The organism is Leisingera sp. MMG026 (assembly GCF_021654205.1).
Classification (GTDB): domain Bacteria; phylum Pseudomonadota; class Alphaproteobacteria; order Rhodobacterales; family Rhodobacteraceae; genus Leisingera.
Genome location: NZ_JAKFZM010000010.1, coordinates 13,383 through 37,603 on the forward strand (window position 1 = coordinate 13,383; position 24,221 = coordinate 37,603).

Sequence of the window (24,221 nt, forward strand, 5' to 3'; positions counted from 1 at the left end):
CGTCAGCCAACACATAAAAAGCGCGGCTTGGACCGCGCTTTTTTTGCAGCGACCGGTTCCCCAGAAACACACTGGCACGTCCCTTGGCGAAAGATTGAAGCTGACCGAGCTTTTGCTAGACCCGTTCGGGCCACCGGCCTATAGATTCCCGCATCTTGAATTTCGGGGGGAATCATGCAGTCGAGAGCTTTCCGCGCTCTGGAGGAACAGAGCGTATGAACCGGTTGCCGGTAACGATAATCAGCGGCTATCTGGGCGCTGGCAAGACCACGTTAATCAACCGCCTTTTAGCCGAAGACCACGGATTGAAACTGACCGTGATCGTGAATGATTTTGGTGCAATCAACATTGATGACGCCCTGATCCAGGACACCGCTGGGGGTACGATTGCTCTCACCAATGGCTGTGCCTGCTGCACCATGGGCGATGACCTGTCTCTCGCGTTGCGCGACATCCTGAACCGTCCGGACCGTCCGGATCATCTGGTTATCGAGGCCAGCGGTATTTCCGACCCGGTCGCCATAGCCAATTCGGTTCTGAATGAAGTCGGGCTGAGTTATGGCGGCATCGTCACTCTGGTGGATGCAGAGAATGCCGGAACCCTGCTGAGCGACCCGCTGGTTGCACCGCAGGCGGAGCAGCAAATCCGCGCCGCTGATCTGGTGATCGTCTCCAAATGCGATGGCATGAACCAGACGGTCTCCGCCCTGCTGGCGAAGGCCGGCGCCCGCACTCCTACCGTGCTGAATGGATCGCCCGTGGCCGAGCTGCTGTTCGACGTGGTGCCGCTGCCCAAGGGCACCGCTGTTGCCGCACATCCCGCCTATACCACCTGGCAGCACCGCAGCAGCGATGTGCTGGACCGCCGCGCACTGGGCAACAAGCTGGCGGCCCGGCCTGCGGGGCTTTACCGGATGAAAGGCTTTGTGCTGACCTCCGGAGGCGCATATGAGCTGCATGTAGTTGGCCGGCATGTTGAAGCCAAACGCTGTGAGGCTGAAGAAACCGTGCTGGTGGGCTTGGGTCCGGCAAACCGGATTTCCCGCGACGAGATTGAGGCCTGGTGGGCAGCATAAGCTGCACCCGGGCCAAGAAAATTCAAATTTTCTTGGCAAGAATTTTCCAAAATTCTTGCGCCTAGCGCCGCCGTCCCACCTGACGGCAGATCAGAATCACCGGCAGCAGCCCCACCGCCATGATCACCAGCGAAGGCACCGCGGCGCCTTCCAGCCGCTCATCCGCCGCCAGCCGGTGCGCCTGCACCGCCAGCGTGTCGAAATTGAACGGCCGCATTATCAGCGTCGCGGGCAGCTCCTTCATCACATCGACAAACACAATCAGCAGCGCGGTCAGCAGGCTGGGCGTCAGGATCGGCAGATGTACCCGGCGCAGCATCCCAAGCGGCCCCTGCCCCAAGGAGCGCGCCGCCGCATCCATGTTGGAATGCATCGTGGCCTGGCCGCCCTCATAAGCGCCAAGAGCGGCGGCCATGAACCGCACGCCGTAGGCCGCGACCAGCAGCCAGATCGACCCTGTCACCAGCAGCCCTGTGCGAATGCCGAAACTTTCCCGCATCCAGGCATCCAGCGCGTTGTCAAAGGCGGCAAAAGGCACGATCAGCCCCACCGCGATCACCCCGCCCGGCACCGCATAGCCCAGCCGCGCAAAATAGGCCGCGGTTGAGGACACCTGCCCGGGCCGCAGCCGCTGGTAAAAGCCAAGGCACACTGCGGCTGCCACGGTCAGAACTGCAGCAGTTGCCGCCAAAGTGATCGAGTTGGCAGTGAAATCGATATAGCGTCGGCTGAACAGGTTCTGCTCAGACTCGAAACTCATCAGGAACAGCACTCCCACAGGCAGCAAAAACCCCAGCACCACCGGCACCGCGCAGAAGAAGGCTGCGACCACCGCCTGGAGCCCCTTCAGCTCGGCCGGCGGCATCTGGTTATGATGCTTGCCCGCCTGATGATACTTCGCCCGCCCCCGTGTCGCCCGCTCCGCTACGGCAAGCGTCAGGGCAAAGCCCAACAGGCACAGAGCCAGCTGCGCCGCGCCGCCCCGGTCGCCCAGCGAAAACCAGCTGGTGTAAATCCCGGTGGCAAATGTCTGCACGCCGAAATAGGAGACCGTGCCGAAATCCGCGATGGTCTCCATCACTGCCAGCAGCACGCCCGAGGCAATCGCCGGCCGCGCCATTGGTAGGCTGACCATCCAGAATGCCTGCCAGGCGTTCTTGCCCAACGCCCGTGCCGCCAGAAAAGCGCCCGCGCTCTGCTGCAGAAACGCCGCCCGCGCCAGCAGGTAAACATAGGGGTAAAGCACCAGAACCAGCATCGCCGCTGCCCCGCCAGTGGAGCGGATCTCAGGGAACCAGTAGTCCCGCGGCCCCCAACCGGTCACATCCCGCAGCGTGGCCTGCACGAAACCAGGGTGGTCCAGAATATGGGTATAGGCATAGGCCAGAACATAGGCCGGAAACGCCAGCGGCAGGACCAGAGCGATTTCCAGAAACCGCGCGCCGGGAAAGCGCGTCATGGTCACCAGCCAGGCAGCACCGGTGCCGATTGCAAATGTGCCAAGCGCGACCAGCGCGACCAGTGCCAGTGTCGTCAGCGAATATCCCGGCAGCACCGTGGCCGCCAGATGGCTGATCGTCTCCGTCCCGCCGAATGCCGCCGCCAGAGCCACCGCCAGCATCGGCAGCACGCAAGACAGGGCCACCGCCCAGGCCAGAAAGGCAAAAACACCGCCGCGGCTCCTTCCACCGCTGCGGCGCCCGTAGGGGGCATACTTTATGGGGTCATTCGCGGCAGTCATTTTACGGCAGTCACAGGTCCGGCTGATGGTTCGCGTTGCCCTATTACGACTATTCCAGTCAGAAATTCCAGCCAGAAAGCACTGCTTGCGCTCTGCCTGCTTGCGGAACAGTAAACGGGCGCCTGATGCCGGCGCCCGTGCTTCTTGGATCCTGCGAAGAAATCAGTCGTAGTTTCGCAGATCCTCGATCACCAGCCCGTCCTTGGGCAATGCGTCCGGTGCCACAACCTCAACTTTGCCCTTGAGCTTCAGCACCTCGATCACCGAGCGGGCATAGGCTGCCTCGTCGCCGCCCTGCGCCTCAATCTGCACGGTCATTGCATCCATCTCGCCATCGCGGCTGGCAACCACACGCGCCTTGACGATCTCGTCATGTTTGTCGACCAGCGCCGCCACCTGCTCGGGCCGCACAAACATGCCTTTGATCTTGGTGGTCTGATCCGCCCGGCCCATCCAGCCCTTGATCCGCAAATTGGTGCGGCCGCAGGGCGAAACGCCCGGCATCACTGCCGACAGATCGCCGGTGGCAAATCGGATCAGCGGATAATCCGGGTTCAGCGTTGTCACCACAACCTCACCCACTTCGCCGGGTGCCACCGGGTTGCCGGTGCCGGGAGTGACAATCTCGACGATCACATGCTCGTCGACAATCATCCCCTCCATAGCCGGGCTTTCATAGGCGATATTGCCCAGATCAGCGGTGGCGTAGCACTGCAGGCAGGAAATCCCGCGATCAGCATACTCCTGACGCAGGGAAGGAAACAGCGCGCCGCCGCCCACCGCCGCCTTGGTAAAGGCCAGCTCCACACCCATGGCGTCGGCCTTGTCCAGGATCACCTTCAGGTAATCCGGCGTGCCGGCATAGGAGGTGGCACCGACATCACGCGCAGCCGTCACCTGCAGCTCTGTCTGGCCGGTGCCGGCAGGCAACACCGCCGCGCCCACCGCCCGCGCGCCGTTTTCAAAAATCATGCCCGCAGGTGTCAAATGGTAGCCGAAACAGTTCTGCACTACATCGCCCTGGCCGATCCCGGCAGCGTTCAGAAACCGCCCCATCCGCCACCAGTCGCCATCCACCCCGCCCGGCTCATAGATCGGGCCGGGGCTTTGGAAAACATGGGCAAAGCCGGTCGCGGGCTTCACGGTGAAACCGCCAAAGGGCGGGTTCCCTGCCTGCGCCCGGCTCAGCTCCGACTTGCGCAGCACCGGCAGCGCCGCCAAGGCCTCCGCCGAGACCACCGCCGCCGGATCCACACCGTCCAGCAATTCCGCATATCCGGAGGCTGACCGTGCACGGGCGATCTGCTCTGGCAAGGCCTTGGCAAGATCTGCGGCGCGTTCATCTGCGCTGCGGGTCTCAAGCGTGTCAAAATAGGTCATCACGTCATCTCCCCGCATCAGCTCAGCCACCTCTTGCGGCGCCGGTAAGACCGCACGTCGCGAAAACTCTTGCGCCCTTCATCCGACATGCCGAGGTAGAATTCCTTTACATCCGGGTTTTCCCGCAGCTCAGCCGCAGGTCCGTCCATCACCACACGGCCCGACTCCAGGATATAACCGTAATGGGCATAGCGCAGGGCCACGTTGGTGTTCTGCTCGGCCAAAAGGAAGGTCACCCCTTCTTTTTCGTTGATCGACTTCACGATCTCGAAAATCTGCTCCACCAGCTGCGGCGCCAGCCCCATCGAGGGCTCATCCAGCAGGATCGTCTCGGGCCGGGACATCAGCGCGCGGCCCATCGCCACCATCTGCTGCTCGCCGCCCGAGGTATAACCGGCCTGGCTTTTGCGGCGCTCCTTCAGACGCGGGAAATAGTGATAGACCATCTCCAGATCGTCCTGAATCTTTGCACTGCTGTCCGAACGGGTATACGCACCGGTCAGCAGGTTTTCCTCCACCGTCAAATGCTCAAAACAATGGCGGCCTTCCATCACCTGAATGACGCCCTTCTTCACCAGCTCGGCCGGGTCCTGCTCATGCACATGCGCGCCGCGGTACTTGATCGAGCCTTTGGTGACCTCGCCGCGTTCCGAATGCAGCAGGTTCGAGATCGCCTTCAGTGTGGTGGTCTTGCCAGCCCCGTTGCCGCCCAGCAGCGCGGTTATGCCGCCCTTGGGGACATTCAGGCTGACGCCCTTCAGAACGAGGATCACGTGATTGTAGATCACCTCGATATTGTTGACCTCCAGCAGGGTCTCGGCCTGCACATCGGCGGTGTCGGCGGCGGTATTCGCTGCATCCAGCATCAAAGCGTGTCCTCATGACTGTCCCGGACCTGAACCGGAACCCTGTTGAGTGGCGCGGCAGCTCTCTGCCGCGCCGGTTGTTTCCGGCCCCGCCAAGGCAAGGGCCGGCCAAAGCCCTTACTTGCAGCGGGACTCAATGTTGTTTTCAGCCGCATAGGCGCCCGAATCTTCTTCGATCAGCTTACCGATCACTTCGGTATCGGACGGTTTGAAGTCCGAAATCAGCGACCAGGTTTTGCTCTCTGCATCCCACTGGGTCACACCCACCAGGCCAGGGCCGCCGTGGTTGTCGCAGGAAACATTGAAGGTCGGGCCAAAGTTCGGCATCCCCAGCGCAGCCATTTTGGCTTCGTCGATCACCAGCGCTTCCATGCCGTCCCGCATCATCGCAGCGTTGATATCCGCAGTGCCATGAATACCTTGCGCGGTCTTGGCGGCTTCGGCTGCCAGCATCGCCGCGTACATGCCGCGGTTATACAGAACGTTACCAACCTGATCGCCGGCACCTGCGGCCTTGCCCGCGTCCACGACATACTTCTGGATGTCGTCAAACACCGGGAAGTCGCGGCCGACGTTGTGGAAGGTCACTGCCTTGTAGCCGTCCGCCTTGTCACCTGCCGGCATCACGTCATGCTCGGCGCCGGACCACCACACACCGATGAAATTCTCCATCGGGAAACGGATGTTGGCAGCTTCCTGAATTGCCACCTGGTTCATCACACCCCAGCCCCACATCACGACATTGTCGGGACGCTCGCGGCGGATCTGCAGCCACTGCGACTTCTGCTCCTGGCCCGGGTGGTCCACCGGCAGGGCGATCAACTCGAAACCGTGTTTCTTGGACAGCTCCTCCAGGGTGCGGATCGGTTCCTTGCCGTAGGCAGAGTTGTGATAGATCAGCGCGATTTTCTTGCCGCTGATGTCGCCGCCGTTGGATTCCAGCAAGTAGTTCACAACGCCCGAGGCACCGTTCCAGTAGTTGGCCGGATAGTTGAACACATGGCTGAACACTTCGCCGTTCGCCGCCGAGGTGCGGCCATAGCCCATGGTGTGCAGCGGGATGTTATCTGCGGTCACCTTGGGGATCAGCTGATAGGTGATACCGGTGGACAACGGTTGATAGATCAGCGCGCCCTGGCCCTTGGTGGACTCGTAGCATTCCACACCTTTTTCGGTGTTATAGCCGGTCTCGCATTCGATCACCTTGGCCGGGACACCGCCGATACCGCCATCGCGCTCGTTCAGCAGGGTGAAATAGTCGTTATAGCCGTCCGAGAACGGAATGCCGCCGGCCGCATAAGGCCCGGTGCGGTAGCTGAGGTCCGGGAACACCAGGTCCGCCATTGCCGGTCCGGCTGCCATTGCGGCGCCCAGCGCCAGTGTGGTCAGTGTCTTTTTCATCGGCTTAAATCCTCCCTATGGTCTTATCCGATTGTTTCTTAAAACGGGGGTAGTCTTGCTTTTCTCCCCGCCGGTTTCCAGGCCGTGCCCGCATCAGTGCGGGAAGGGCCACAGTCTCAGTTTTTCCCTGGCGACGCGCCACAGCTGCGCCATGCCGTGCGGCTCGGCTATCAGGAACACCACAATCAGCGCCCCCACGATCACCAGCTGGAAATGCGCCACGATATCAGTTGGCCAGCCCAGAAGATCGACGCCCACCACCTTCAGCACCACAGGCAAGAGCACCAGAAAGGCCGCGCCGGCAAAGGAGCCGAAGATCGACCCCAGTCCGCCCAGGATCACCATGAACAGCACCAGGAACGACTTGTTGATGCCAAAGGCCTCGCCGACCTCGACCGCACCCAGGTAGACCGCAAAGAACAGCGCGCCGGAAATCCCGATGAAAAAGCCGGACACGGCAAAGGCCGTCAGTTTCGCCTTCAGCGGGTTCACCCCGATGATTTCAGCCGCGATATCCATGTCGCGGATCGCCATCCAGCTGCGGCCCACAGTGCCGCGGGTCAGGTTGCGGGCCACCAGCGCGCAGAAGGTCAGGAAAATCAGGCAGAACAGATAGGTGGCCCAGGCCGGCGCATTGGGGCCGGTGATCAGGATGCCAAAGGTATCGCGCTCCGGCGCGTTGATCTGGCCCGAAGCCGAATAGTTGTAAAACCACGGTACCCGGTTGAACAGCCACACCAGGAAAAACTGCGCCGCCAGCGTCGCCACCGCCAGATAGAACCCCTTGATGCGCAGCGAGGGCAGGCCGAAGGCCATGCAGACCACCGCGGTGATGCCGCCCGCCAGGATCACATGGATGAACATGCTGACCTCGGGAAAGGCTGTCATCAGTTTGTAGCAGGCATAGGCCCCTACCGCCATGAACCCGCCGGTGCCCAGGGACACCTGCCCGCAGTATCCGACAAGAATGTTCAGCCCGATCGCCGCAATTGAATAGATCAGGAACGGCAGCAGGATCGCATTGGCCCAGTAGTCGTTGACCAGGAAGGGGATGATGCCAAAGGCCACCGCCAGCACCACATAATAGCGGACACGGTCGAACTTGATCGGGAAGGTCTGGCTGTCATCGGCATAGGAGGTTTTGAAGTCTCCGGCTTCACGGTAGAACATGTCTCAGATGCTCCCTTTCTGTTGCAAACAGGGCCCGGTCCGGGTGTTTGTCTTGAATGTTTCAGCAGCGGCAATCATTTGATCTGCCCCCATTGCGCCTGTGCCGCGTCGCGCTGCGCGCGGGTTATCCGGTTTGACGGTTTGGCATAGCCGCTGCGCTCGCTGCCGCGCACCAGACGCAGATATGCAATGATGCCGGTAATCAGTCCTGAGGCCGCCAGCAGCGACGCGGTGACAATCTGGGTTTCCGTGAACCCTTCCGCGGTCAGCGCCAGATAACCGAACGCCCAAAAACCCGCCCAGGCAATCACGTTGATGACGGCAATCGCCTTGGTCATGCCGCCGCCCCGCCGTTAACCAATTTGTCAGAAATCCGTGCCTGGCCACATTTTGCCCATTTCTTTCTGCCACCCTGTTCCTGGGTAAAGTGAGTGGGATCAATGACCGCGATTTTTGAAGAAATCCGGCGGCTGGAGGCCGCACGGAAGAAGGGTGACATTTCAGCAGCCGAATTTGCAGAGGCCAAGGGCCGGCTGCTGGCAACGGTGGAAGACGCAACAGTGCTGCCGCCGTTCGAATTCGAGCCGCCGCGCCGGGAGGCACGCAGGGAAACCTGTGGGACCGCACCCGGCCCTTGGGGGCTGATGCTGATGGGGCTTGCCGGGGCCGGGCTGCTAACGCTCCTGGCCGGGCAGCTGATCGGCGATCTGACCATCGCCTTCACGCTGGTTGCCACGGTATTCGCCGCCATTGTCATCGCCGCCTTCCGCAAGCTGGAAAGCTGAACAGGCCGGGAGCAGGTCATATGAACCTCAGACCCGTTCAATGATCTTCTCCCCGAACAGGCCCTGCGGGCGGAACACCAGGAACAGCAGTGCCAGCACATAAGCAAACCAGTTCTCGGTGGCGCCGCCGACCATCGGGCCGATGGCAAACTCGAACAGTTTCTCGCCCACACCGATGATCAGCCCGCCGACAATGGCGCCGGGGATCGAGGTGAAGCCGCCCAGCATCAGCACCGGCAGCGCCTTCAGCGCGATCAGCGACAATGAGAACTGCACACCGGATTTAGTGCCCCAGACGATGCCCGCGACCAGCGCCACAAACCCTGCGACCGACCAGACCAGCACCCAGATGAAGTTCAGCGAGATACCGACCGACAGCGCCGCCTGGTGATCATCCGCCACCGCGCGCATCGCCCGGCCCTGCTTGGTGTATTGGGCAAAGCAGACCAGCCCGGCCACCAGCAGCGCCGCAATCACCGTCGCCACGATATCCAGATTGTCGATAAAAAAGCCGTAGCCGAAGATGTTGAAGGTGGTCTCGTCAATCCACAGGTTGATGCCCTGCGGCAAACCGACGTCCAGTGTCTTGATCTCGGACCCCCACATCAGGTCGGCAACGCCTTCCAGGAAATAGGCAAGACCAATAGTGGCCATGAACAGGATGATCGGCTCCTGACCCACTAGGTGCTTCATCACCAGCACCTGCACCAGCCAGGCCAGCAGCACCATCACCCCGACAGTCAGAGCAATTGCCAGCACACCGGGAACGTTCCAGCCGAAATGGGTGATATGGCCGCCAAAGACCGCATTGATGATATGCGCAAAGGGCACCTGCCCCTGCATAATCCCCACCAGCGTCATTGCCGCAAACAGCGCCATCACGCCTTGGGCATAGTTGAAAATGCCGGAAGCCTTGTAGATCAGCACAAAGCCCAGCGCGACCAGCGCATAAAGCACGCCTGCCATCAGGCCGTTCAGCGTCACTTCCATCGCAAAGACGAGTTGTTCGGGCATTAGAGGCTCTCCACGGAATTCTGCACTGCGGCGGTGCTCAGGGGCTGCACAGGGGGTGTACGGATGTCACCCTGCCGGGGCCGGGTGTTGCTGCATTGCAACTCAGTCATGGCTGACCCCCAGATATGCGTCGATCACATCCTGGTTATTGCGCACCTCATCCGGGGTGCCGTCGCCGATTTTCTTACCGTAGTCCATCACCACGACGCGGTCCGACAGATCCATCACAACGCCCATATCGTGTTCGATCAGGGCGATGGTGGTGCCGAATTCGTCGTTCACATCCAGGATGAAGCGGGACATGTCCTCCTTCTCCTCGACGTTCATGCCGGCCATTGGTTCATCCAGCAGCAATAGCTTTGGTTCGGCGGCCAGAGCACGTGCCAGTTCAACCCGTTTCTTCAGACCATAAGGCAGCCGTGACACCGGGGTCTTGCGGATGTGCTGGATCTCCAGAAAGTCGATGATCCGCTCCACAACCTCGCGGTTTTCGGTCTCTTCCTTTTCCGCTTTACCCTTCCACAGAGCCTGCGAAAACAATCCTGTTTTCATATAGTTGAGCCGTCCGGTCATCACGTTGTCCAGCACGCTCATGCCTTCGAACAGCGCGATATTCTGGAAGGTGCGTGCGATGCCCTGGCGGGCCACCTCATAGGGGCGCATCTGCGGGCGCTTCTTGCCGTGAAACAGCACCTCGCCTTCCTGCGGCACATAGAAGCCTGAGATCACGTTCAGCATCGAGGATTTGCCGGCCCCGTTGGGACCGATGATCGCGCGGATCTCGCCTTCGCGGATGTCAAAGGAGATATCCTTGATCGCCACCACACCGCCGAACCGCAGGGTGATGTTCTTCATCTCCATCACCACACCGCCGATGGTGCGGCCGTCTTCGGTGACATAGCTTAAGGAATTGTCAAGCATAACAACGGCCTCCATTATTCTGCCACATAGAAATTTTAAGGTTTCCATGCGATACTTGAAAAAAACGAGCAGCAAGGAGACCAAAACAATGTTTGGCGAACTTGAACATTCCTGCCTTCTGAAGATGGCCGTCGAATGCAAGCAGATGGGCCTCAGCCAATCCGAAAGCCTGACCTCGATCATCGAGCAGACACACGGGTTCAGCTCTCCCTTCAAGATCCAGCAGGTGGTCAACACGGCCTTCAATCCCGGCCTCAATCCCGACTTGATCTGAGATCTGCCCGGCCTGCCCGGCACGGGGCAGATTTTTCTCCGGAAATACGTGCATCATTCCGCGGCCACCTTGTGAACCGCAGCCGGTTTCACGTCCGCATCGACAATAGTCAGCGTCGCGCTGATGGACCCTTTGCGACCGTCTTCATAGGTCACTTCCGTTACGGTCGAGACCTGCTCCGAACCGTCGTACAGCGCGGTTATGATATCCTCGAATTTCTCCTCAACGATGCGGCGGCGCACTTTGCGGGTGCGGGTCATTTCGCCGTCATCAGCGTCCAGTTCCTTGTGCAGAACCACAAAGCGGTGGATCTGGCAGCCTGACAGCATCGGGTCTTCCGCCACCGATTGGTTCACCGCCGACACATGCTCACGGAGTGACTCCAGGACTTGCGGATGCCCGGCCAGTTCCTGATAGGATGCATAGGCGATATTGTTACGCTCTGCCCAGTTTCCTACAGCCGTCAGGTCAATATTGATGAAGGCCACGCAGCGGTCTTTGCCATTGCCAAACAGCACTGCTTCCAGAATGTCCGGGTAGAATTTCAGCTTGTTTTCAACATACTTAGGCGCAAACATCGCACCATCAGCCATTTTGCCCACGTCCTTGGCACGGTCGATGATCCGCAGGTGGCCGGAGCCTTCCTCAAAGAAACCGGCATCGCCAGTGGCTACCCAGCCCTCCGGATCCTTGGTTGAGGCGGTAGAGTCCGGATTGTTGAAATATTCCACAAACGTGCCCGGCGAGCGGTAGTAGATTTCACCGTTGTCGCCGATCTTGATTTCCACCTCCGGTGCAGGAACACCCACGGTATCGGCACGTACTTCGCCATCCGGCTGCACGGTGATGAACACGGTGGCTTCGGTCTGGCCGTAAAGCTGTTTCAGGTTAATACCCAGAGAGCGGTAGAAATCAAAAATCTCCGGCCCGATTGCCTCCCCCGCGGTATAGCCCACACGGATGCGGCCGTAGCCAAGCGTATCCTTGAGCGGGCCGTAAACCAGCACATTGCCCAATGCGTATTTCAGCCGGTCCATCAGACCCACCGGCTTACCGTCCAATATGTCGCCTCCGACTTTCTTGGCATGGGCCAGAAAATGGTGGAACATCTTGCGCTTCAGGGCGCCGGCGTCCTCCATCCGGATCATCACATTGGTCAGCTGGCCTTCGAACACCCGCGGCGGTGCAAAGAAGTAAGTCGGACCAATCTCCCGCAGGTCGGTCATCATGGTATCGGCGCTTTCCGGGCAGTTCACGCAGAAGCCGCACCAGTAGGCCTGACCGATTGAGAAAATGAAATCGCCCACCCATGCCATCGGCAGGTAGGACAGGATGTTCTCACCCAAAGTCAAATGGTCGAACTCAGCCGAGTTCTTGGCGCTCTGGATCACATTCCGGTTCGACAGCACCACGCCCTTGGGCTTGCCGGTGGTGCCGGAGGTATAAAGCATTACACAGGTGCTGTCGTAGGTCAGCTTGGCCTGGCGCGCCTGCAGCTCACCGGTCAGTTCGTCGCGCGCCGCGCGGCCCTGATCCTGGATATGGCTGAACTGGTGCAGCTGGGTATGCTCGTATTTCCGCATCCCGCGCGGGTCGAGATAGATCATATGCTCAAACTGGTGCAGCTGATCCTGGATCTCGATCACCTTGTCGGCCTGCTCCTGATCGCCCACGATCACAAAGCGTGCGCCGCAATGGCCCAGCACATAGGCCATCTCTTCGGCCACCGCGTCCTGATAGAGCGGTACCGGCACGGCACCCACCGCCTGTGCAGCAACCATCGACCAATAGAGATAAGGACGGTTGCGGCCGATGATAGCGACAAAATCGCCCTCATTCACGCCAAGGTTGATGAGGCCCAGCGCCAGTGCCTCGATTTCCTTTGCCGCCTCGGCCCAGGTCCAGCATTGCCAAATGCCGAATTCCTTTTCCCGGTAGGCCGGTGCATTAGCGAATTGCGCCGCATTGCGTTGAAGCAGCGCCGGCAGGGATAACATCCCTTCGGCGCCCATCTGCATCTGAGCCAACTTTCTTTCCTCCCTTTCCGGCGTTGCTGCCGGACCTGACCGCTGCCCGCGGTTCTGGCCCCGAGTAGGGACGTGCAAAGAATAGCCCGTCAACTTTTTCCTGATGTTTTCCAAAATCTTACGAATTGTAACAATGCTGTTCCCCTTGTTTTACGGGCTGTTACGCAAGCCGCCGAACCACCGGGCACAGAAAATCCTGCAGCCTTCGCAAACACGCCGGGGCAAAGCGCGCGGGATGCGCACGAACTGGCCGGAATTCGAATCAAACGCAGCGGGCAGCCGTTTCAAGTTTCGCATCACTTGCACCATCTTCCGCTCACCGCGTCCGGCAACCCTAAGGAGACCGCCGGTCTGACGCGACGGCATGGCCTTCTCCCGCGGCTGAATGGCGATTTGCCCCGCACCCGCCGCGATGCTAGCCATGAAGCGGGGAGAACCATGAACCGAACAAGCAAGCCGCACGCCGCCATGACCACCGCCGGGCTGAACCTGATCGCCCAGGCGCTGTCGATCTATGACAACGATCTGCGCCTGGCGGTCTGCAACAGGCGTTTCCAAGAGATGTTCTCACTGCCTGATCATCTGGTGCAGCCGGGGGCGTCCTTTGCCGACACCATCCGCTTTCTTGCAGAGGCCGGTGAATACGCGCCGGAAACAGATACCCAGGACATCGTGCAAAGCCGGGTTGCTCAGGCACTGGATTTTGTGCCGCATTACCTGGAGCGTGAACGGCCCAACGGGCAGATGATTTCGATCGAAGGCTCGCCATTGCCGCAGGGTGGCTGGGTCACCGTCTATACCGACATCACCCGTACCAAACAGGCCGAGCAACTGCTGCATTCCCGGTCCGAGGAACTGTCAGAGAAACTGATCACCCATACCGAGGAACTATCCGCCGCCAACCGCCAGTTGGAAGCCACAAATACGGCCCTGGAAGAGACCAAGCGCCAGCTGACCGAGATCGAAGGCCGTACCCGGCTGACGACCGAGATGATGCCCGCCCATATCGCCCACGTCGATGCAGACGGTTATTACACCTATACCAACCGCCGCCTCAGCTCGGTGTTTCCCAGCCGCCCCTCCGACATCCTCGGCATGCATATTGCGGACGCACTGGGAGAGGCTGCTTTTGACCGGATCGAGCCGCATTTGCTGGCCGCCTACAAGGGCAGCAGCCCGGTATTCGAGTTCACTGAGAGCCACGGCAGCCGCCGCATCCGGGTGGCCTTTACCCCGGACCAGCACGGCGGCGTCTATATCCTGTCGATGGATGTGACTGAGGAAACCCAGGCCCGGGTTGCCCTGCAGCAGGCCCGCCGCCGCGAGATGGCGGCGCAGATGACCAGCGGCCTGGCGCATGATTTTTCCAACCTTTTGACCATTATTCTCGGAATGCAAAGCAAGCTGGAGAAAATGGGGCTGAGCGGTGAGGCAACCGAACTGGTCCAAGGCACGCTTTCTGCCGCAAAGCGCGGCGGCCGGCTGCTAAGCCGGATTGCCGAAATGACCGGTCAGCGCACCTTGCGCCCGCAGGCGGCCGACATGCATGCGCTGCTGGGTGAACTAAAGATCCTCGCCTCTCCTTCGCTGCCGCAGGGAATTGGGCTAAGCATCCTTGATAACATGCCGGACGAGGTGCTGCTTCTGGACAGCGGCAAGCTGCAGGATGCGCTTTTGAACCTGATCCTGAATGCCCGCGACGCTTGCGGAACTTCGGGCCAGATAACTGTCAGCGCCCACGCAGTCGGGCAGACCTGGGTGGAAATCACGGTGACCGACAGCGGCCCCGGTTTCTCCCCCGAAGCGCTGGACAAAGCGTTGAATCCTTTCTTCACCACCAAAGGCAGCGAAGGCTCCGGTCTTGGCCTGCCAATGGTTTACGACATGGCCAAACTGGCCGGCGGCGACATGCGGATCAGCAACACCCAAACCGGCGCTTCGGTGACCCTGCGGCTGCCCTACCGGCTGGCACCTGATGCCAAGGGTGGCATGGCCCTGCTGGTCGAGGACAGCCAGGAACTGCGTGCCGCCTTTCGCGATATGCTGATTGATCTTGGCTATTCGGTGATCGAAGCGGCCAGCGTGGACGAAGCCAGTGCGCTCACCGCCGACTTGCCAGACATCGCGCTGGTGCTCTCCGACATCAAACTGGAAGGGACTGCCACCGGCATCGACTTGGCCACCCGGCTTGACGGCTCAAACCTGCCTTGCATCCTGATGACCTCCCTTCCCGTCAGCGACCCGTTGTTCCGCAAGGCCTTGAAATGCGGCCCGGTTTTGCGCAAACCCTTCACCACGCATCAATTGTCCGCGCTGATCAAACCGGAGCCCGCCGCATGACATCGCCCTTGGTCACCATCCTGGATGACGAGCCGGAAATCCGCCGGATCCTGACCAGCACGCTGGAGGAGGCGGGCTTTCGCACCCAAAGTTTCGCCCGCGCGCGCGAATTCGAGGCGGCTCTGAACCGGATGGCACCCGATGTCTGCCTGGTCGATCTGTCGCTGCCTGACACCGATGGGCTGGCGTTGGTGCACCGGCTTGCACTGGAGCAAGGCGCGGCGGTCATCATCATCTCCGGCCGCGCCCAGGTGCAGGACCGGGTGACGGGGCTGGAACTGGGAGCAGATGATTACATCACCAAACCGTTTGATCCGGCCGAAGTTGTCGCCCGGGTCCGCGCCCGCCTGCGCAGCGCCCCCCGCACAGCGGCTCCTGCCAGCGACACTGCCCGGTTCTCCGGCTGGACCGCGCATTTCGACCGCTATTTGCTGGAAGATGAAGCAGGCAGCGAAACCCCGTTTTCCCACGCCGAGGGCGAAGTTCTGCGATTGTTCCTCGACAGCCCCAAGCGGCTGATCTCCCGCGCCCAGATGCAGGAGGCGCTTGGCGGTGCGGCTGGTGAAAGCTTTGACCGGGCAATGGATGTGCGCGTCTCCCGCCTGCGCACCAAGTTGCGCGAAGACCCCAAGAATCCACGTCTGATCAAGACGATCTATGGCGCGGGCTACATCTTCTTGGGCGATGTGGACTGGGGCTGACCCTGTTCCGGTACAAAACCAATTTTCCCGCACTGCGCTCTTTCTTCCAGATAAGAAGAGCGAAAGAAAACGCAGCTGCAGTGCTTTACCGACCTTGTCCATTCTGGCTAAGCCGGTGTTCGCCGCGGCGGCGCTGTCTTGCGCGCTCTGCGGCCTCACTTTCGTCAGCGCCGCATAGAGATTCTTGCCGCGGCGAATCGCTTGGCGTAGAATCAGGTCATGGCCACCTGTCTGCTCTACCGCCAAGCCCCTTCGCGCCCGTCCCGGTTCTACCGGATTGAGCTGGCGATGAACCTGTTCTCCGAAGTCTCCGTGCTGCGCGAATGGGGCATAGCCGGCGGCAACGGGCAAAGCGTCATCAACATCTACGGCAATCTGCGCGAGGCTTCCCTGGCTGCCGACAGGCACCGCAACCGGATGCTCAAACGCGGCTACGGACGGGGCTGACCGCGCCGCGCCAGCGGCGCCCGGCCCGCCTGCATTTCACCCCGCCAGCGCCCGGGCCGCGCAGTCCAGCACCTGCAGCCCCAGCACCAGATCTGCCTCCGCCGTATCTTCGTCAAAGGCATGGCTTATGCCGCCGATCGAGGGCACAAACAGCATTGCCGCAGGCATCACCGTCGCAAGATTGGCCGCATCATGCAGAGCACCCGACGGCATCTTTTGCCACTTGCCCGGTGCCAACGCCTCTGCAGCGGCCCCCAACTCCGCCTGAAACCGCACATCCATTGCCGACGGTTCTATGCCCATCACCGGTCCAAGCTCTGATGCTGTGCCGTGACCGGCCGCAATCTCCCGCGCTGTCTCCTTGATGAGTGTTTCCATCCGCACCAGCCGGTCTGCATCAGCATCGCGCCATTGCACGGAAAATTCGACGCGCCCGGGCACAACAGAGGACGCATTGGGATGCAACGCCACATGACCGATAGTCCAGACCGTGGCAGGCGTCACCACATCAGCAAACCGGCTGTTCAGCGCCGTGTTGAAGGCAGACAGCACCTGAAACGCATCCCGCCGCAGGTGCATCGGCGTGGTGCCTGCGTGGTTCTGCCGGCCGAAAAACGTGATCCGCATGTCCCGGATGCCGACAATATCAGTCACCACCCCAAGCATAAGTCCGGTTTCTTCCAGATAGGGGCCTTGCTCGATATGCATTTCCAGAAATCCGCAGAACCGTTCAAGCGGCAGGAAATCCCCCGAAAGCTCCGCCATCCGCGCCCGCATCCCGGCCAGGGTATTGCCGGCGTTGTCAGTGAACCCATCCGCCTCATCCAGCGCCAGATTGCCGGTCCAAACATCCGATCCGGTCAGCACCCCGAACCGCCCCTCCTCATCCTGAAAGCTGACGCAAGAAATGAGCGGCCCGCCGGCCTCCCGGGCTGCGCGGGCAATCTCCAGCCCGGCCACCACACCCAGCGCGCCGTCCAGCCAGCCGCCCTCGGGCTGGCTGTCGCTGTGCGACCCAACCAGCAGGCTGCGCTCCCCAGCCAGCCCGAACAGATTGCCAAGCGGGTCGAAATGCGGCTCTAATCCGCACTCTGTCATCCGTTCAGCCAGCCATTTCCGCGCCGCTATATCTGCTTCTGAAAACGCCTGCCGCACCACTCCTTTGCCTGCACCCGAGGCACCAAAGCTGCGCAATTCATGAAGATCATCCAGAAAACGCTGAGGGTTAAGGGGCATGGCAAATCTCCCAATTGACAGATGCACATTGCTCCAGTTTTGCTCCCGCCCTCAATCAAATTGATCAAACCTGCACCCAGCCCGCCCTTCCCTCTGCCCGGAACCTCCCCTAAGACTTCCCCGGTAACAACGGAGCCGCCGCCCATGTCCCACATAACGCTGATCCGCCACGGCCAGGCCAATACCGGCGCCCGGGACGAGGCAAGTTATGACCGCCTCAGCGATCTGGGTCACCAGCAGGCGGCCTGGCTGGGGGACCATCTGCGCAGCACCGGCAGCCACCACCCGCGCGTCTACTGCGGGACCCTCAGGCGGCATATCGAAACCGCAGCCTCTATGGGCTTTGCCGATCCGGCGCAGGACGCGCGGCTGAACGAAATGGAGTATTTCACCCTCGCCGAGGCGATGCGCGATCAGCACGGCCTGCCAATTCCGAAAGAGCGCGAGGGCTTTGTCGATCATTTACCCAAGGTGTTTGCCGCTTGGGCCAAGGACGAAATCACCGATCCCTACGAAAGCTGGGCCAGTTTCGAAACCCGCACCCAGGCCTGTCTGGAGGAAATCGCCGCAGGCGACGGCCCCGCAATGGTTGTCACCTCCGGCGGGCTGATCTCGATGGCCCTGCGGCAAGCGATGGGGCTGGACTCCGCCGCCATGGCCCGGGTTACGCTGGCGATCATGAACACCTCGATGCATCGTCTGTTCCCCATCGGCGGCCACCTGAGCCCGGTTTTGTTCAACGCAGTGCCGCATCTGGAAGCGCCGGACCGGCATTTTGCCCAGACACATCTTTGAACGTCCGAGAGGGAGGAAAAGACATGCAGCTTTATTACGCCCCCAACACCATCTCGGTGGCCGTGGCCATCGCGCTGGAAGAAGCCCGAACTGAATATGAGGCGGTGAAAATCGACTTTGCCGCCAAGGAACAGACCGGTCCGGCCTATGCCCAGATCAACCCCAAGGGCCGGGTGCCCGCACTGGCGGTCGAGGGCGGCATCCTGACCGAGACCGGCGCGCTGCTGGAATATATCGCTGATATGGCGCCCGAGGCCGGCTTGCGCCCGCAGGACCCGGTACTGCAGGCGCGGATGCGCGAGGTGATGTTCTACCTCGCCTCGACCATGCATGTGAACCATGCCCATATGCGGCGCGGCGCCCGCTGGGCCAGCAAGACCTCCAGCTACAAGGATATGCAGGCCAAGGTGCCGCAGACGATGATGGCCTCCTGCGAGTACATCAGCCAGGCCGGCCTGCGCGGACCCTTTGTGCTGGGCGAGACGGTCAGCCTCGCCGATTGCTACCTCTATGTGATCTGCACCTGGCTGGCGGGTGACGGGGTGAAGGTGGACGTCTTCCCCAAAATCCAGATTTTCATGACGGCAATGGAGCAGCGCGAGTCGATCCGCGCAGTCTATTCCAAGGGAATGCTTTGAAGGACATGACGATGACGCATCTGTGGGTACGGGCCGAACAGCGCCCGAATGAGGAGCGGGTCGGCCTGACCCCCGATGGCGCCAAGGCGCTGCTGTCAGGCGGCATCAGGGTCACGGTTGAGGAAAGCTCGGTCCGGGCGCTGCCGCTGCAGGGTTACATTGATGCCGGCTGCGACATTGCACCGGAAAACTCCTGGCCCCAGGCGCCTGCGGAAGCAATCATCTTTGGCCTCAAGGAACTGCCCGAGGACGGCACCCCGCTGCCCCACCGCCACATCATGTTCGGCCATGCCTTCAAGGGCCAGCATTCCGGCAAGGCACTGCTGGAACGCTTCAAGGCCGGCGGCGGCACCCTTTATGATCTGGAATACCTGGTGGATGAAAGCGCCCGCCGGGTTGCTGCCTTTGGGTATTGGGCGGGCTATGCCGGCGCCGCGGTAACACTAAAGTCCTGGACCGCCCAGCAGCGCGGCGGAATCTGCGGCCCGGTTGGCGTCTATGGCGGCAAGGATGCGCTGCTGACGGATCTGGGCGCGGAACTTGATGCCCTGAACAAAGACCGCCCCTCTGCTATCGTGATCGGCGCGCTTGGCCGGGTCGGCACCGGCGCGGCAGATCTCTGCGAAGCGATGGGTGTCAAAGTCACCAAATGGGACATCGACGAGACCGCAAGCGGCGGACCTTTCCCGGAGATCCTGGCCCATGACCTGTTTCTCAACTGTATCTTCGCCCGTCCCGGCACTCCGGTCTTTGTCCCGCGCGAGGCGTTGGCTGCGGACCGCAAGCTGACCGCCATCGGCGATGTCGCTTGCGACCCTGACAGTGACTACAATCCGGTGCCGGTCTATGACCGCGCGACCTCCTGGGAACAGCCTGCTCTGCGTGTCGCCGAACACCCGGTGCTGGATGTGATGGCAATCGACAACCTGCCGTCGATGCTGCCGGTGGAAAGCTCCGAAGACTATGCCGCTCAGCTGCTGCCCTCGCTGCTGACCCTGACCGATTTGAAGTCCGGCGTCTGGGGCCGGGCGGAAGCCACATTCAACGAACATCTTCCGGGCTGAATGCCGCCGGAACCAAGTAAGGGAGAACTCTCATGACAATTCACTGGTGCGGCACCGGCCTCTCCGCCATTCCCGGCCTCCGCCGCCTGCTGGAAGCGGGCCATGACGTGGCGGTCTGGAACCGGACCACCGACAAAGCGCGTGAGGCCGTCGGCGATCTGACCACTAACATTCACGCCTTCAGCATCGCCAACCTGGGCCAGATGCTCAGCCCGAAAGACGTCATCGTCTCAATGCTGCCCGGCGACTGGCATGTGCCGCTGGCCGAGCTGGCGATCGAGCACGGCGCGCATTTCGTCTCCTCCTCCTACATCGCGCCGGAAATGCGCGCGCTGGACCAGAAGGCCAAGGATGCAGGCGTCTGCCTGATCAACGAGGTGGGCCTGGATCCGGGCATCGACCACCTGATGGCGCATGCGCTGGTGGCGGATTACAAAGCGTCTGATGCCTTTGACGCGGAAAACGAGATCAGCTTCATCTCCTACTGCGGCGGTATCCCCAAGACACCGAACCCCTTCCGCTACAAGTTCAGCTGGTCGCCGCTGGGCGTGCTGAAGGCGCTGCGTTCGCCCTCCAAATCGATCCGCGGCTTCAAGGAGCTGGACGTCGCCCGCCCCTGGGATGCGATCTCCTCCTATGAGGTGCCGCTGCCTGCACCCGAAAGCTTTGAGGTCTACCCGAACCGCGACTCGATCCCGTTCATGGCGCAATACGAGTTCGGCGAGGACTGGAAGGTGAAGGAATTCGTCCGCGGCACCCTGCGCCTTAACGGCTGGGCCGATGCCTGGGCGGATGTCTTCAAGGAAGTCGAGACCCTCGAAGGCCCCGAAGGGGACGCCCGCCTCAAGGAAATGTCAGACCAGTTCTGGACCGAGAACGCCTATGACGAGGGCGAGCCGGACCGGGTGGTGCTCTGCGTTGGCCTGAAGGCGGAAAAAGACGGCACCGAAGCCTGGCATAAGACCTATGTGATGGACGCCTGGGGCGACGACCGCGGCACCGCCATGGCGCGCCTGGTGTCCTACCCAGTCTCTTTTGCCATCGAGGCCGCGATGAACGGCAAGATCGCCGCTGGTGTACACGCCGCACCCAGCGACCTGGACCTGGTCGAAAAGTGGATGGGCGGGATCGGCAAGCTGGCCCAGCACCTTGAGATCGTCGATAGCAAGGCCTGAGGGCTTCTGGAAACAACAAGGGGCGCCGGATTGCGGCGCCCCCTATACCTTTTTTAACCGGTGCGGACCCTAGCGGCCGATCACATCATCTTCGACATCGTTCACATCAATCCCAAGCGCTTCCATGCCAGCCTCCAGATTGTCAGCCAGATGCGGCGTGCCGAGCAAGTAATCGACGGTCGGCGTGGTCGCTTCCTGCCGGGCGGTATAGATCGCTTCACCCAGTTCTTCCGGCTCGAAACTGCCGCGGCCGACCCACATGATGCCAACCAATTCCGACTGCTGATCTTCCCCCATCCGGTCGATGAAGGCGCGCAATTCCCCTTCAGCCCGGCCCAGTTCACGGGCCATCATCGCCACTTGTGCCACCTTACGGGCTGAAATCTCCAGCATTGCTACAATCCTTCTGTTCGCTGCCTCAGCATAGCAAACAGCAGGCCAAACGCCTAAGTCTTTGATCTGTGGCAAATGGAGCGCTGCTTAGCTGTTTGGTTCCAGGGGTTGATAGTGCGATCCATTCATTGGAATGGAAGGACGCCTTATGGGACAGATATGCCACGTCTGCGTCACGTCCTGTCACTTGGCAGGGTATTGCGCAGCATTGTCCCGAGAAGTTCAGGTTTCAATCGCGGAGCTGAACCAGGAACCTGGCATCACCCCAAAGCCGGTTGCGAAGCGGTAGACTGCTGAGGATCAGAAAACCCGTCCCAATGAGCCCCGCTCAATCGTCCCTAGTGAAGAAGATGAAGCCATGATCGTTGCTTTCAGGTGGCCTGCTCTCCGACCGCTGGACGACGGCCTTTGCAACCGCCCTCTCAAGACACTCAGTGGACGCGCGCCATACAAATACATCTGCAAGATCCGGACTTCAGAGTCAGACAGTTTCATTGCGGGTCCGTTTCACCGGAAGCCAGGACAGAACACTATGGTGAGCAGCAACATTTCCATGAAAAACCTGTCCGAAAGAAACACAACGCCAACAGCTGCAATGTGTCGTCGTGCCCGGCAATGCCCTTAATGGGCGCTTCCCGGGGTGATAATGAAACTTGGACAGTAAGCTTGGACAGTCGAAATTGCCCTGTTACAGACGGCTGATGATCACCCGCAGCCACACCAAGGGCGATGCGCCCTCAACCGCCGTCTATTCCGATTGCGAAACTTACCGCTACAGCCTGACCCGGGTTTGGGATCCTGCCAGGCCGCGGGTGATGTTTGTGATGCTGAATCCGTCAACCGCAACCGAAGTGCAGAATGATCCGACCATCGAACGCTGCGAGCGCCGCGCACGGGCATTGGGGTTCGGCGGTTTCCGGGCCACCAACATCTTTGCCTGCCGGGTCACCGATCCGCGCGGGATGCGGCAGCTGGAAGAGCCGGAAGGCCCGGGCAACATGGCAGCCATTTTGCACGGCGTTGATTGGGCTGACATGGTGATCTGCGCCTGGGGCACCCATGGTGAGCACCGCGGGCAAGGGGAGCGGGTTGCGGCGCTGCTGCGCGCAACCGGAAAGCCGCTGCACCACCTCGGTCTCAGCAAGGCCGGCCACCCGAAGCACCCGCTTTACATCGCCTACACCCAGCAACCAGAGCTTTGGCATCAGCGTTAGCGGGTTCTTCGGTTGCTGTTAACTGATGTTCCCTATTTGTTTTGCATTTGCAATCAACGCGTGTGATCGTGCAATTGAGTTTTGAGTGTTTATTGAGGTTGAGTGGGCAATGTTGTGGCTGGCGGGTGTTCTGGGCCTTGTTGCAGTGGGCAGCGCGGTCCTGGTTGATACCGAAACCCCGGATGGGGAGGAGCCGTCCTCCGGCCCCAATCCGGAGGCGGACACCGGCGGAGGTGGGTCAGATGGCGGGTTTATCGAGCCGGGTGGCAGCACCGTAACCGGCACCGATGAAAATGACGTCATCGCGGGAACCGGGGCGGCTGACAGCCTTAGCGGCGGTGATGGCGATGATCAGCTTGGCGGTTACAGCGGTCATGACTGGATAGACGGGGGCCAGGGCAGCGATGTTCTGCATGGCGGTAGCGGAGATGACAGCCTGTCCGGCGGCACAGGCCAGGACCTGCTGCACGGCGAAGACGGTGCTGACGTGCTGCAGGGCGCCGCCGGAGAGGACAGTCTTTATGGGCATTTCGGGGATGACACGCTTCAGGGCGGCGGCGGTGCGGATCTGCTGCATGGCGGTCAGGGCGAAGATTGGCTGGCAGGCGGTGAAGGCCGGGACACACTGCACGGCAATGACGGCAATGACAGCCTAGTGGGCGGCGGCGGCGCCGACGCGCTGTTTGGCGGTTATGGAAATGATGTGGTGTCCGGCGCCGGGGACGGCACGGACCAAGACTATGTCAATGGCGGTGCCGGTGATGACACATTGATCGCCGGGGCGGGGGATGTGCTGACCGGCGGCACAGGCGAGGATCAGTTCATGGCCGGCAACTGGACCGGAACCGAACAGACTGTGCAGCTGATGGATTTCGATACGGATGAAGATAAGCTGGTGCTGGTTTGGGATTTTGAGGACGGCGAAGAGCCTTCCGTGGAGCTGCAGCAGAACCCTGAGGCAGAGGACGAGCAGGTCATTCTTGTCGACGGCGAGCCTGCCTTGCGGGTCACCGGAGCCGGCGGGCTGACTGCGGCGGATCTGGTGCTGATCGACACAGCTTCAGCCGCTGCTACCGGGTTGCTGCCGCAGTAGGCCCGCGCGGATCCACCGGCTGGCAGTTAATCTTTGCCTTTACAACGGAAACGTCATATACGCCCGCATCTGCTGCGATTCTGCGGCGGATATCTCCATGGGCCTGTGCTGGACGACATCCCGGCCTGAGCCATCCACTCTAACCTTTAAGGAGACCCCGATGTCGATCACTGCAGAAGAAAAAACCCGCCTGATGAAAGAATTCGCAACCAAGGACGGCGACACCGGTTCGCCGGAAGTCCAGGTTGCAATCCTGACCTCGCGCATCAACACCCTGACTGAGCACTTCAAAACCCACAAGAAGGACAACCACGGCCGCCGTGGCCTTCTGAAGATGGTTGCTCAGCGCCGCAAGCTGCTGGACTACACCAAAGGCAAGGACGTGTCCCGTTACCAGGACCTGATCAAACGCCTGGGTATCCGCCGCTAATCCGCGCTTATCCCGGATTTTTTACGCCCGTTCCGAAAGG

The 24,221-nt window shown here is 61.0% G+C and carries 24 protein-coding genes; 13 read left to right on the forward strand and 11 right to left on the reverse strand.

All coding sequences use genetic code 11. The features are described 5' to 3' along the window. Nucleotides 1–215 precede the first annotated feature (215 nt). Nucleotides 216–1,076 carry a CobW family GTP-binding protein gene (locus L1069_RS07070; protein ID WP_237455195.1) on the forward strand — a complete coding sequence of 287 codons (861 nt, stop codon included), beginning with the start codon at nt 216–218 and terminating at the stop codon, nt 1,074–1,076. 61 nt (nt 1,077–1,137) lie between these two features. On the opposite strand, the gene L1069_RS07075 is transcribed toward L1069_RS07070, so the two are convergent. The 6 genes from L1069_RS07075 to L1069_RS07100 form a co-directional block, all read right to left on the reverse strand. Continuing rightward, nucleotides 1,138–2,817 carry an iron ABC transporter permease gene (locus L1069_RS07075; protein ID WP_237455196.1) on the reverse strand — a complete coding sequence of 560 codons (1,680 nt, stop codon included), beginning with the start codon at nt 2,815–2,817 and terminating at the stop codon, nt 1,138–1,140. A gap of 162 nt (nt 2,818–2,979) precedes the next feature. Further along, on the reverse strand, nt 2,980–4,197 hold the full coding sequence (locus L1069_RS07080) for a phenylacetate--CoA ligase family protein (RefSeq protein WP_237455197.1): 1,218 nt from the start codon (nt 4,195–4,197) through the stop codon (nt 2,980–2,982). Nucleotides 4,198–4,214: 17 nt separating this feature from the next. After that, a complete protein-coding gene (locus tag L1069_RS07085; protein WP_129369248.1) occupies nt 4,215–5,063 on the reverse strand; it encodes an ABC transporter ATP-binding protein in 849 nt (282 codons plus the stop codon). Nucleotides 5,064–5,180: 117 nt separating this feature from the next. Further along, on the reverse strand, nt 5,181–6,464 hold the full coding sequence (locus L1069_RS07090) for an ABC transporter substrate-binding protein (RefSeq protein WP_129369247.1): 1,284 nt from the start codon (nt 6,462–6,464) through the stop codon (nt 5,181–5,183). A gap of 93 nt (nt 6,465–6,557) precedes the next feature. Then, nucleotides 6,558–7,634, reverse strand: coding sequence for a branched-chain amino acid ABC transporter permease (locus tag L1069_RS07095; RefSeq protein ID WP_237455198.1), 1,077 nt, complete (start codon nt 7,632–7,634; stop codon nt 6,558–6,560). A gap of 74 nt (nt 7,635–7,708) precedes the next feature. Continuing rightward, a complete protein-coding gene (locus L1069_RS07100) occupies nt 7,709–7,972 on the reverse strand; it encodes a hypothetical protein (protein WP_237455199.1) in 264 nt (87 codons plus the stop codon). Nucleotides 7,973–8,074: 102 nt separating this feature from the next. Here L1069_RS07100 and L1069_RS07105 point away from each other — a divergent pair, with 102 nt between their 5' ends. Beyond that, nucleotides 8,075–8,419, forward strand: a complete 345-nt coding sequence (locus L1069_RS07105) for an SHOCT domain-containing protein (RefSeq protein WP_237455200.1) — start codon at nt 8,075–8,077, stop codon at nt 8,417–8,419. A gap of 27 nt (nt 8,420–8,446) precedes the next feature. Here L1069_RS07105 and L1069_RS07110 read toward each other — a convergent pair whose 3' ends face one another. Both L1069_RS07110 and L1069_RS07115 read right to left on the reverse strand, forming a co-directional pair. After that, complete coding sequence (locus L1069_RS07110) at nt 8,447–9,433, reverse strand: branched-chain amino acid ABC transporter permease (RefSeq protein ID WP_027257202.1); 987 nt, start codon at nt 9,431–9,433, stop codon at nt 8,447–8,449. A 102-nt stretch (nt 9,434–9,535) separates the two neighbouring features. Continuing rightward, complete coding sequence (locus tag L1069_RS07115; protein ID WP_027257201.1) at nt 9,536–10,354, reverse strand: ABC transporter ATP-binding protein; 819 nt, start codon at nt 10,352–10,354, stop codon at nt 9,536–9,538. Nucleotides 10,355–10,442: 88 nt separating this feature from the next. On the opposite strand from L1069_RS07115, the gene L1069_RS07120 reads away from it, so the two are divergent. After that, complete coding sequence (locus L1069_RS07120) at nt 10,443–10,628, forward strand: hypothetical protein (RefSeq protein ID WP_027257200.1); 186 nt, start codon at nt 10,443–10,445, stop codon at nt 10,626–10,628. 53 nt (nt 10,629–10,681) lie between these two features. Here the strand turns inward: L1069_RS07120 and L1069_RS07125 are convergent, their stop codons facing one another. Beyond that, nucleotides 10,682–12,646 (reverse strand): AMP-binding protein, encoded by a 1,965-nt coding sequence (locus L1069_RS07125; protein WP_237455258.1) that lies wholly within the window; start codon nt 12,644–12,646, stop codon nt 10,682–10,684. 447 nt (nt 12,647–13,093) lie between these two features. Between L1069_RS07125 and L1069_RS07130 the strand changes: the two genes are divergently transcribed. The 3 genes from L1069_RS07130 (at nt 13,094) to L1069_RS07140 (ending at nt 16,143) form a co-directional block, all read left to right on the forward strand. After that, a complete protein-coding gene (locus tag L1069_RS07130) occupies nt 13,094–14,995 on the forward strand; it encodes a PAS-domain containing protein (protein ID WP_129369243.1) in 1,902 nt (633 codons plus the stop codon). After that, nucleotides 14,992–15,696: a response regulator transcription factor gene (locus L1069_RS07135; RefSeq protein WP_237455201.1), complete on the forward strand. Its 705-nt coding sequence runs from the start codon at nt 14,992–14,994 to the stop codon at nt 15,694–15,696. The genes L1069_RS07130 and L1069_RS07135 overlap by 4 nt, the downstream gene beginning before the upstream one ends. A gap of 219 nt (nt 15,697–15,915) precedes the next feature. Next, entirely contained in the window at nt 15,916–16,143 is a 228-nt protein-coding gene (locus L1069_RS07140) for a WGR domain-containing protein (RefSeq protein ID WP_129369241.1), read from the forward strand. A 36-nt stretch (nt 16,144–16,179) separates the two neighbouring features. Here the strand turns inward: L1069_RS07140 and L1069_RS07145 are convergent, their stop codons facing one another. Then, on the reverse strand, nt 16,180–17,379 hold the full coding sequence (locus tag L1069_RS07145; RefSeq protein WP_237455202.1) for a hydantoinase/carbamoylase family amidase: 1,200 nt from the start codon (nt 17,377–17,379) through the stop codon (nt 16,180–16,182). Nucleotides 17,380–17,523: 144 nt separating this feature from the next. Between L1069_RS07145 and L1069_RS07150 the strand changes: the two genes are divergently transcribed. The 4 genes from L1069_RS07150 to L1069_RS07165 are packed head-to-tail and all read left to right on the forward strand — an operon-like array spanning nt 17,524 to nt 21,051. Beyond that, the gene (locus tag L1069_RS07150) at nt 17,524–18,174 is read left to right on the forward strand and encodes a histidine phosphatase family protein (protein ID WP_237455203.1); all 651 of its coding nucleotides are present in this window, start codon (nt 17,524–17,526) and stop codon (nt 18,172–18,174) included. Between the two features lie 23 nt (nt 18,175–18,197). After that, on the forward strand, nt 18,198–18,812 hold the full coding sequence (locus L1069_RS07155; RefSeq protein WP_237455204.1) for a glutathione S-transferase family protein: 615 nt from the start codon (nt 18,198–18,200) through the stop codon (nt 18,810–18,812). 11 nt (nt 18,813–18,823) lie between these two features. Continuing rightward, a complete protein-coding gene (locus L1069_RS07160) occupies nt 18,824–19,876 on the forward strand; it encodes a saccharopine dehydrogenase (protein WP_237455205.1) in 1,053 nt (350 codons plus the stop codon). A 32-nt stretch (nt 19,877–19,908) separates the two neighbouring features. Then, a complete protein-coding gene (locus L1069_RS07165; RefSeq protein WP_237455206.1) occupies nt 19,909–21,051 on the forward strand; it encodes a saccharopine dehydrogenase family protein in 1,143 nt (380 codons plus the stop codon). Nucleotides 21,052–21,120: 69 nt separating this feature from the next. On the opposite strand, the gene L1069_RS07170 is transcribed toward L1069_RS07165, so the two are convergent. Continuing rightward, nucleotides 21,121–21,444: a DUF3775 domain-containing protein gene (locus L1069_RS07170; RefSeq protein WP_027257190.1), complete on the reverse strand. Its 324-nt coding sequence runs from the start codon at nt 21,442–21,444 to the stop codon at nt 21,121–21,123. A gap of 701 nt (nt 21,445–22,145) precedes the next feature. On the opposite strand from L1069_RS07170, the gene L1069_RS07175 reads away from it, so the two are divergent. The 3 genes from L1069_RS07175 to rpsO all read left to right on the forward strand — a co-directional run bounded on the left by L1069_RS07175 (nt 22,146) and on the right by rpsO (nt 24,181). After that, a complete protein-coding gene (locus L1069_RS07175; RefSeq protein ID WP_237455207.1) occupies nt 22,146–22,658 on the forward strand; it encodes a DUF1643 domain-containing protein in 513 nt (170 codons plus the stop codon). An 85-nt stretch (nt 22,659–22,743) separates the two neighbouring features. After that, nucleotides 22,744–23,751: a calcium-binding protein gene (locus tag L1069_RS07180; protein WP_237455208.1), complete on the forward strand. Its 1,008-nt coding sequence runs from the start codon at nt 22,744–22,746 to the stop codon at nt 23,749–23,751. A gap of 160 nt (nt 23,752–23,911) precedes the next feature. Beyond that, on the forward strand, nt 23,912–24,181 hold the full coding sequence (gene rpsO / locus L1069_RS07185; RefSeq protein ID WP_129369234.1) for a 30S ribosomal protein S15: 270 nt from the start codon (nt 23,912–23,914) through the stop codon (nt 24,179–24,181). Nucleotides 24,182–24,221: the final 40 nt, after the last annotated feature.

Coding starts and splice junctions, on each gene's coding strand:
- L1069_RS07095 (WP_237455198.1), bottom strand. CDS start 7,634: ATGTTCTACCGTGAAGCCGGAGACTTCAAAACCTCCTATGCCGATGAC.
- rpsO (WP_129369234.1), top strand. CDS start 23,912: ATGTCGATCACTGCAGAAGAAAAAACCCGCCTGATGAAAGAATTCGCA.
- L1069_RS07170 (WP_027257190.1), bottom strand. CDS start 21,444: ATGCTGGAGATTTCAGCCCGTAAGGTGGCACAAGTGGCGATGATGGCC.
- L1069_RS07160 (WP_237455205.1), top strand. CDS start 18,824: ATGACGCATCTGTGGGTACGGGCCGAACAGCGCCCGAATGAGGAGCGG.
- L1069_RS07175 (WP_237455207.1), top strand. CDS start 22,146: ATGATCACCCGCAGCCACACCAAGGGCGATGCGCCCTCAACCGCCGTC.
- L1069_RS07100 (WP_237455199.1), bottom strand. CDS start 7,972: ATGACCAAGGCGATTGCCGTCATCAACGTGATTGCCTGGGCGGGTTTT.
- L1069_RS07085 (WP_129369248.1), bottom strand. CDS start 5,063: ATGCTGGATGCAGCGAATACCGCCGCCGACACCGCCGATGTGCAGGCC.
- L1069_RS07145 (WP_237455202.1), bottom strand. CDS start 17,379: ATGCCCCTTAACCCTCAGCGTTTTCTGGATGATCTTCATGAATTGCGC.
- L1069_RS07110 (WP_027257202.1), bottom strand. CDS start 9,433: ATGCCCGAACAACTCGTCTTTGCGATGGAAGTGACGCTGAACGGCCTG.
- L1069_RS07070 (WP_237455195.1), top strand. CDS start 216: ATGAACCGGTTGCCGGTAACGATAATCAGCGGCTATCTGGGCGCTGGC.
- L1069_RS07080 (WP_237455197.1), bottom strand. CDS start 4,197: ATGACCTATTTTGACACGCTTGAGACCCGCAGCGCAGATGAACGCGCC.
- L1069_RS07125 (WP_237455258.1), bottom strand. CDS start 12,646: ATGCAGATGGGCGCCGAAGGGATGTTATCCCTGCCGGCGCTGCTTCAA.
- L1069_RS07165 (WP_237455206.1), top strand. CDS start 19,909: ATGACAATTCACTGGTGCGGCACCGGCCTCTCCGCCATTCCCGGCCTC.
- L1069_RS07150 (WP_237455203.1), top strand. CDS start 17,524: ATGTCCCACATAACGCTGATCCGCCACGGCCAGGCCAATACCGGCGCC.
- L1069_RS07140 (WP_129369241.1), top strand. CDS start 15,916: ATGGCCACCTGTCTGCTCTACCGCCAAGCCCCTTCGCGCCCGTCCCGG.
- L1069_RS07075 (WP_237455196.1), bottom strand. CDS start 2,817: ATGACTGCCGCGAATGACCCCATAAAGTATGCCCCCTACGGGCGCCGC.
- L1069_RS07115 (WP_027257201.1), bottom strand. CDS start 10,354: ATGCTTGACAATTCCTTAAGCTATGTCACCGAAGACGGCCGCACCATC.
- L1069_RS07135 (WP_237455201.1), top strand. CDS start 14,992: ATGACATCGCCCTTGGTCACCATCCTGGATGACGAGCCGGAAATCCGC.
- L1069_RS07120 (WP_027257200.1), top strand. CDS start 10,443: ATGTTTGGCGAACTTGAACATTCCTGCCTTCTGAAGATGGCCGTCGAA.
- L1069_RS07090 (WP_129369247.1), bottom strand. CDS start 6,464: ATGAAAAAGACACTGACCACACTGGCGCTGGGCGCCGCAATGGCAGCC.
- L1069_RS07105 (WP_237455200.1), top strand. CDS start 8,075: ATGACCGCGATTTTTGAAGAAATCCGGCGGCTGGAGGCCGCACGGAAG.
- L1069_RS07155 (WP_237455204.1), top strand. CDS start 18,198: ATGCAGCTTTATTACGCCCCCAACACCATCTCGGTGGCCGTGGCCATC.
- L1069_RS07130 (WP_129369243.1), top strand. CDS start 13,094: ATGAACCGAACAAGCAAGCCGCACGCCGCCATGACCACCGCCGGGCTG.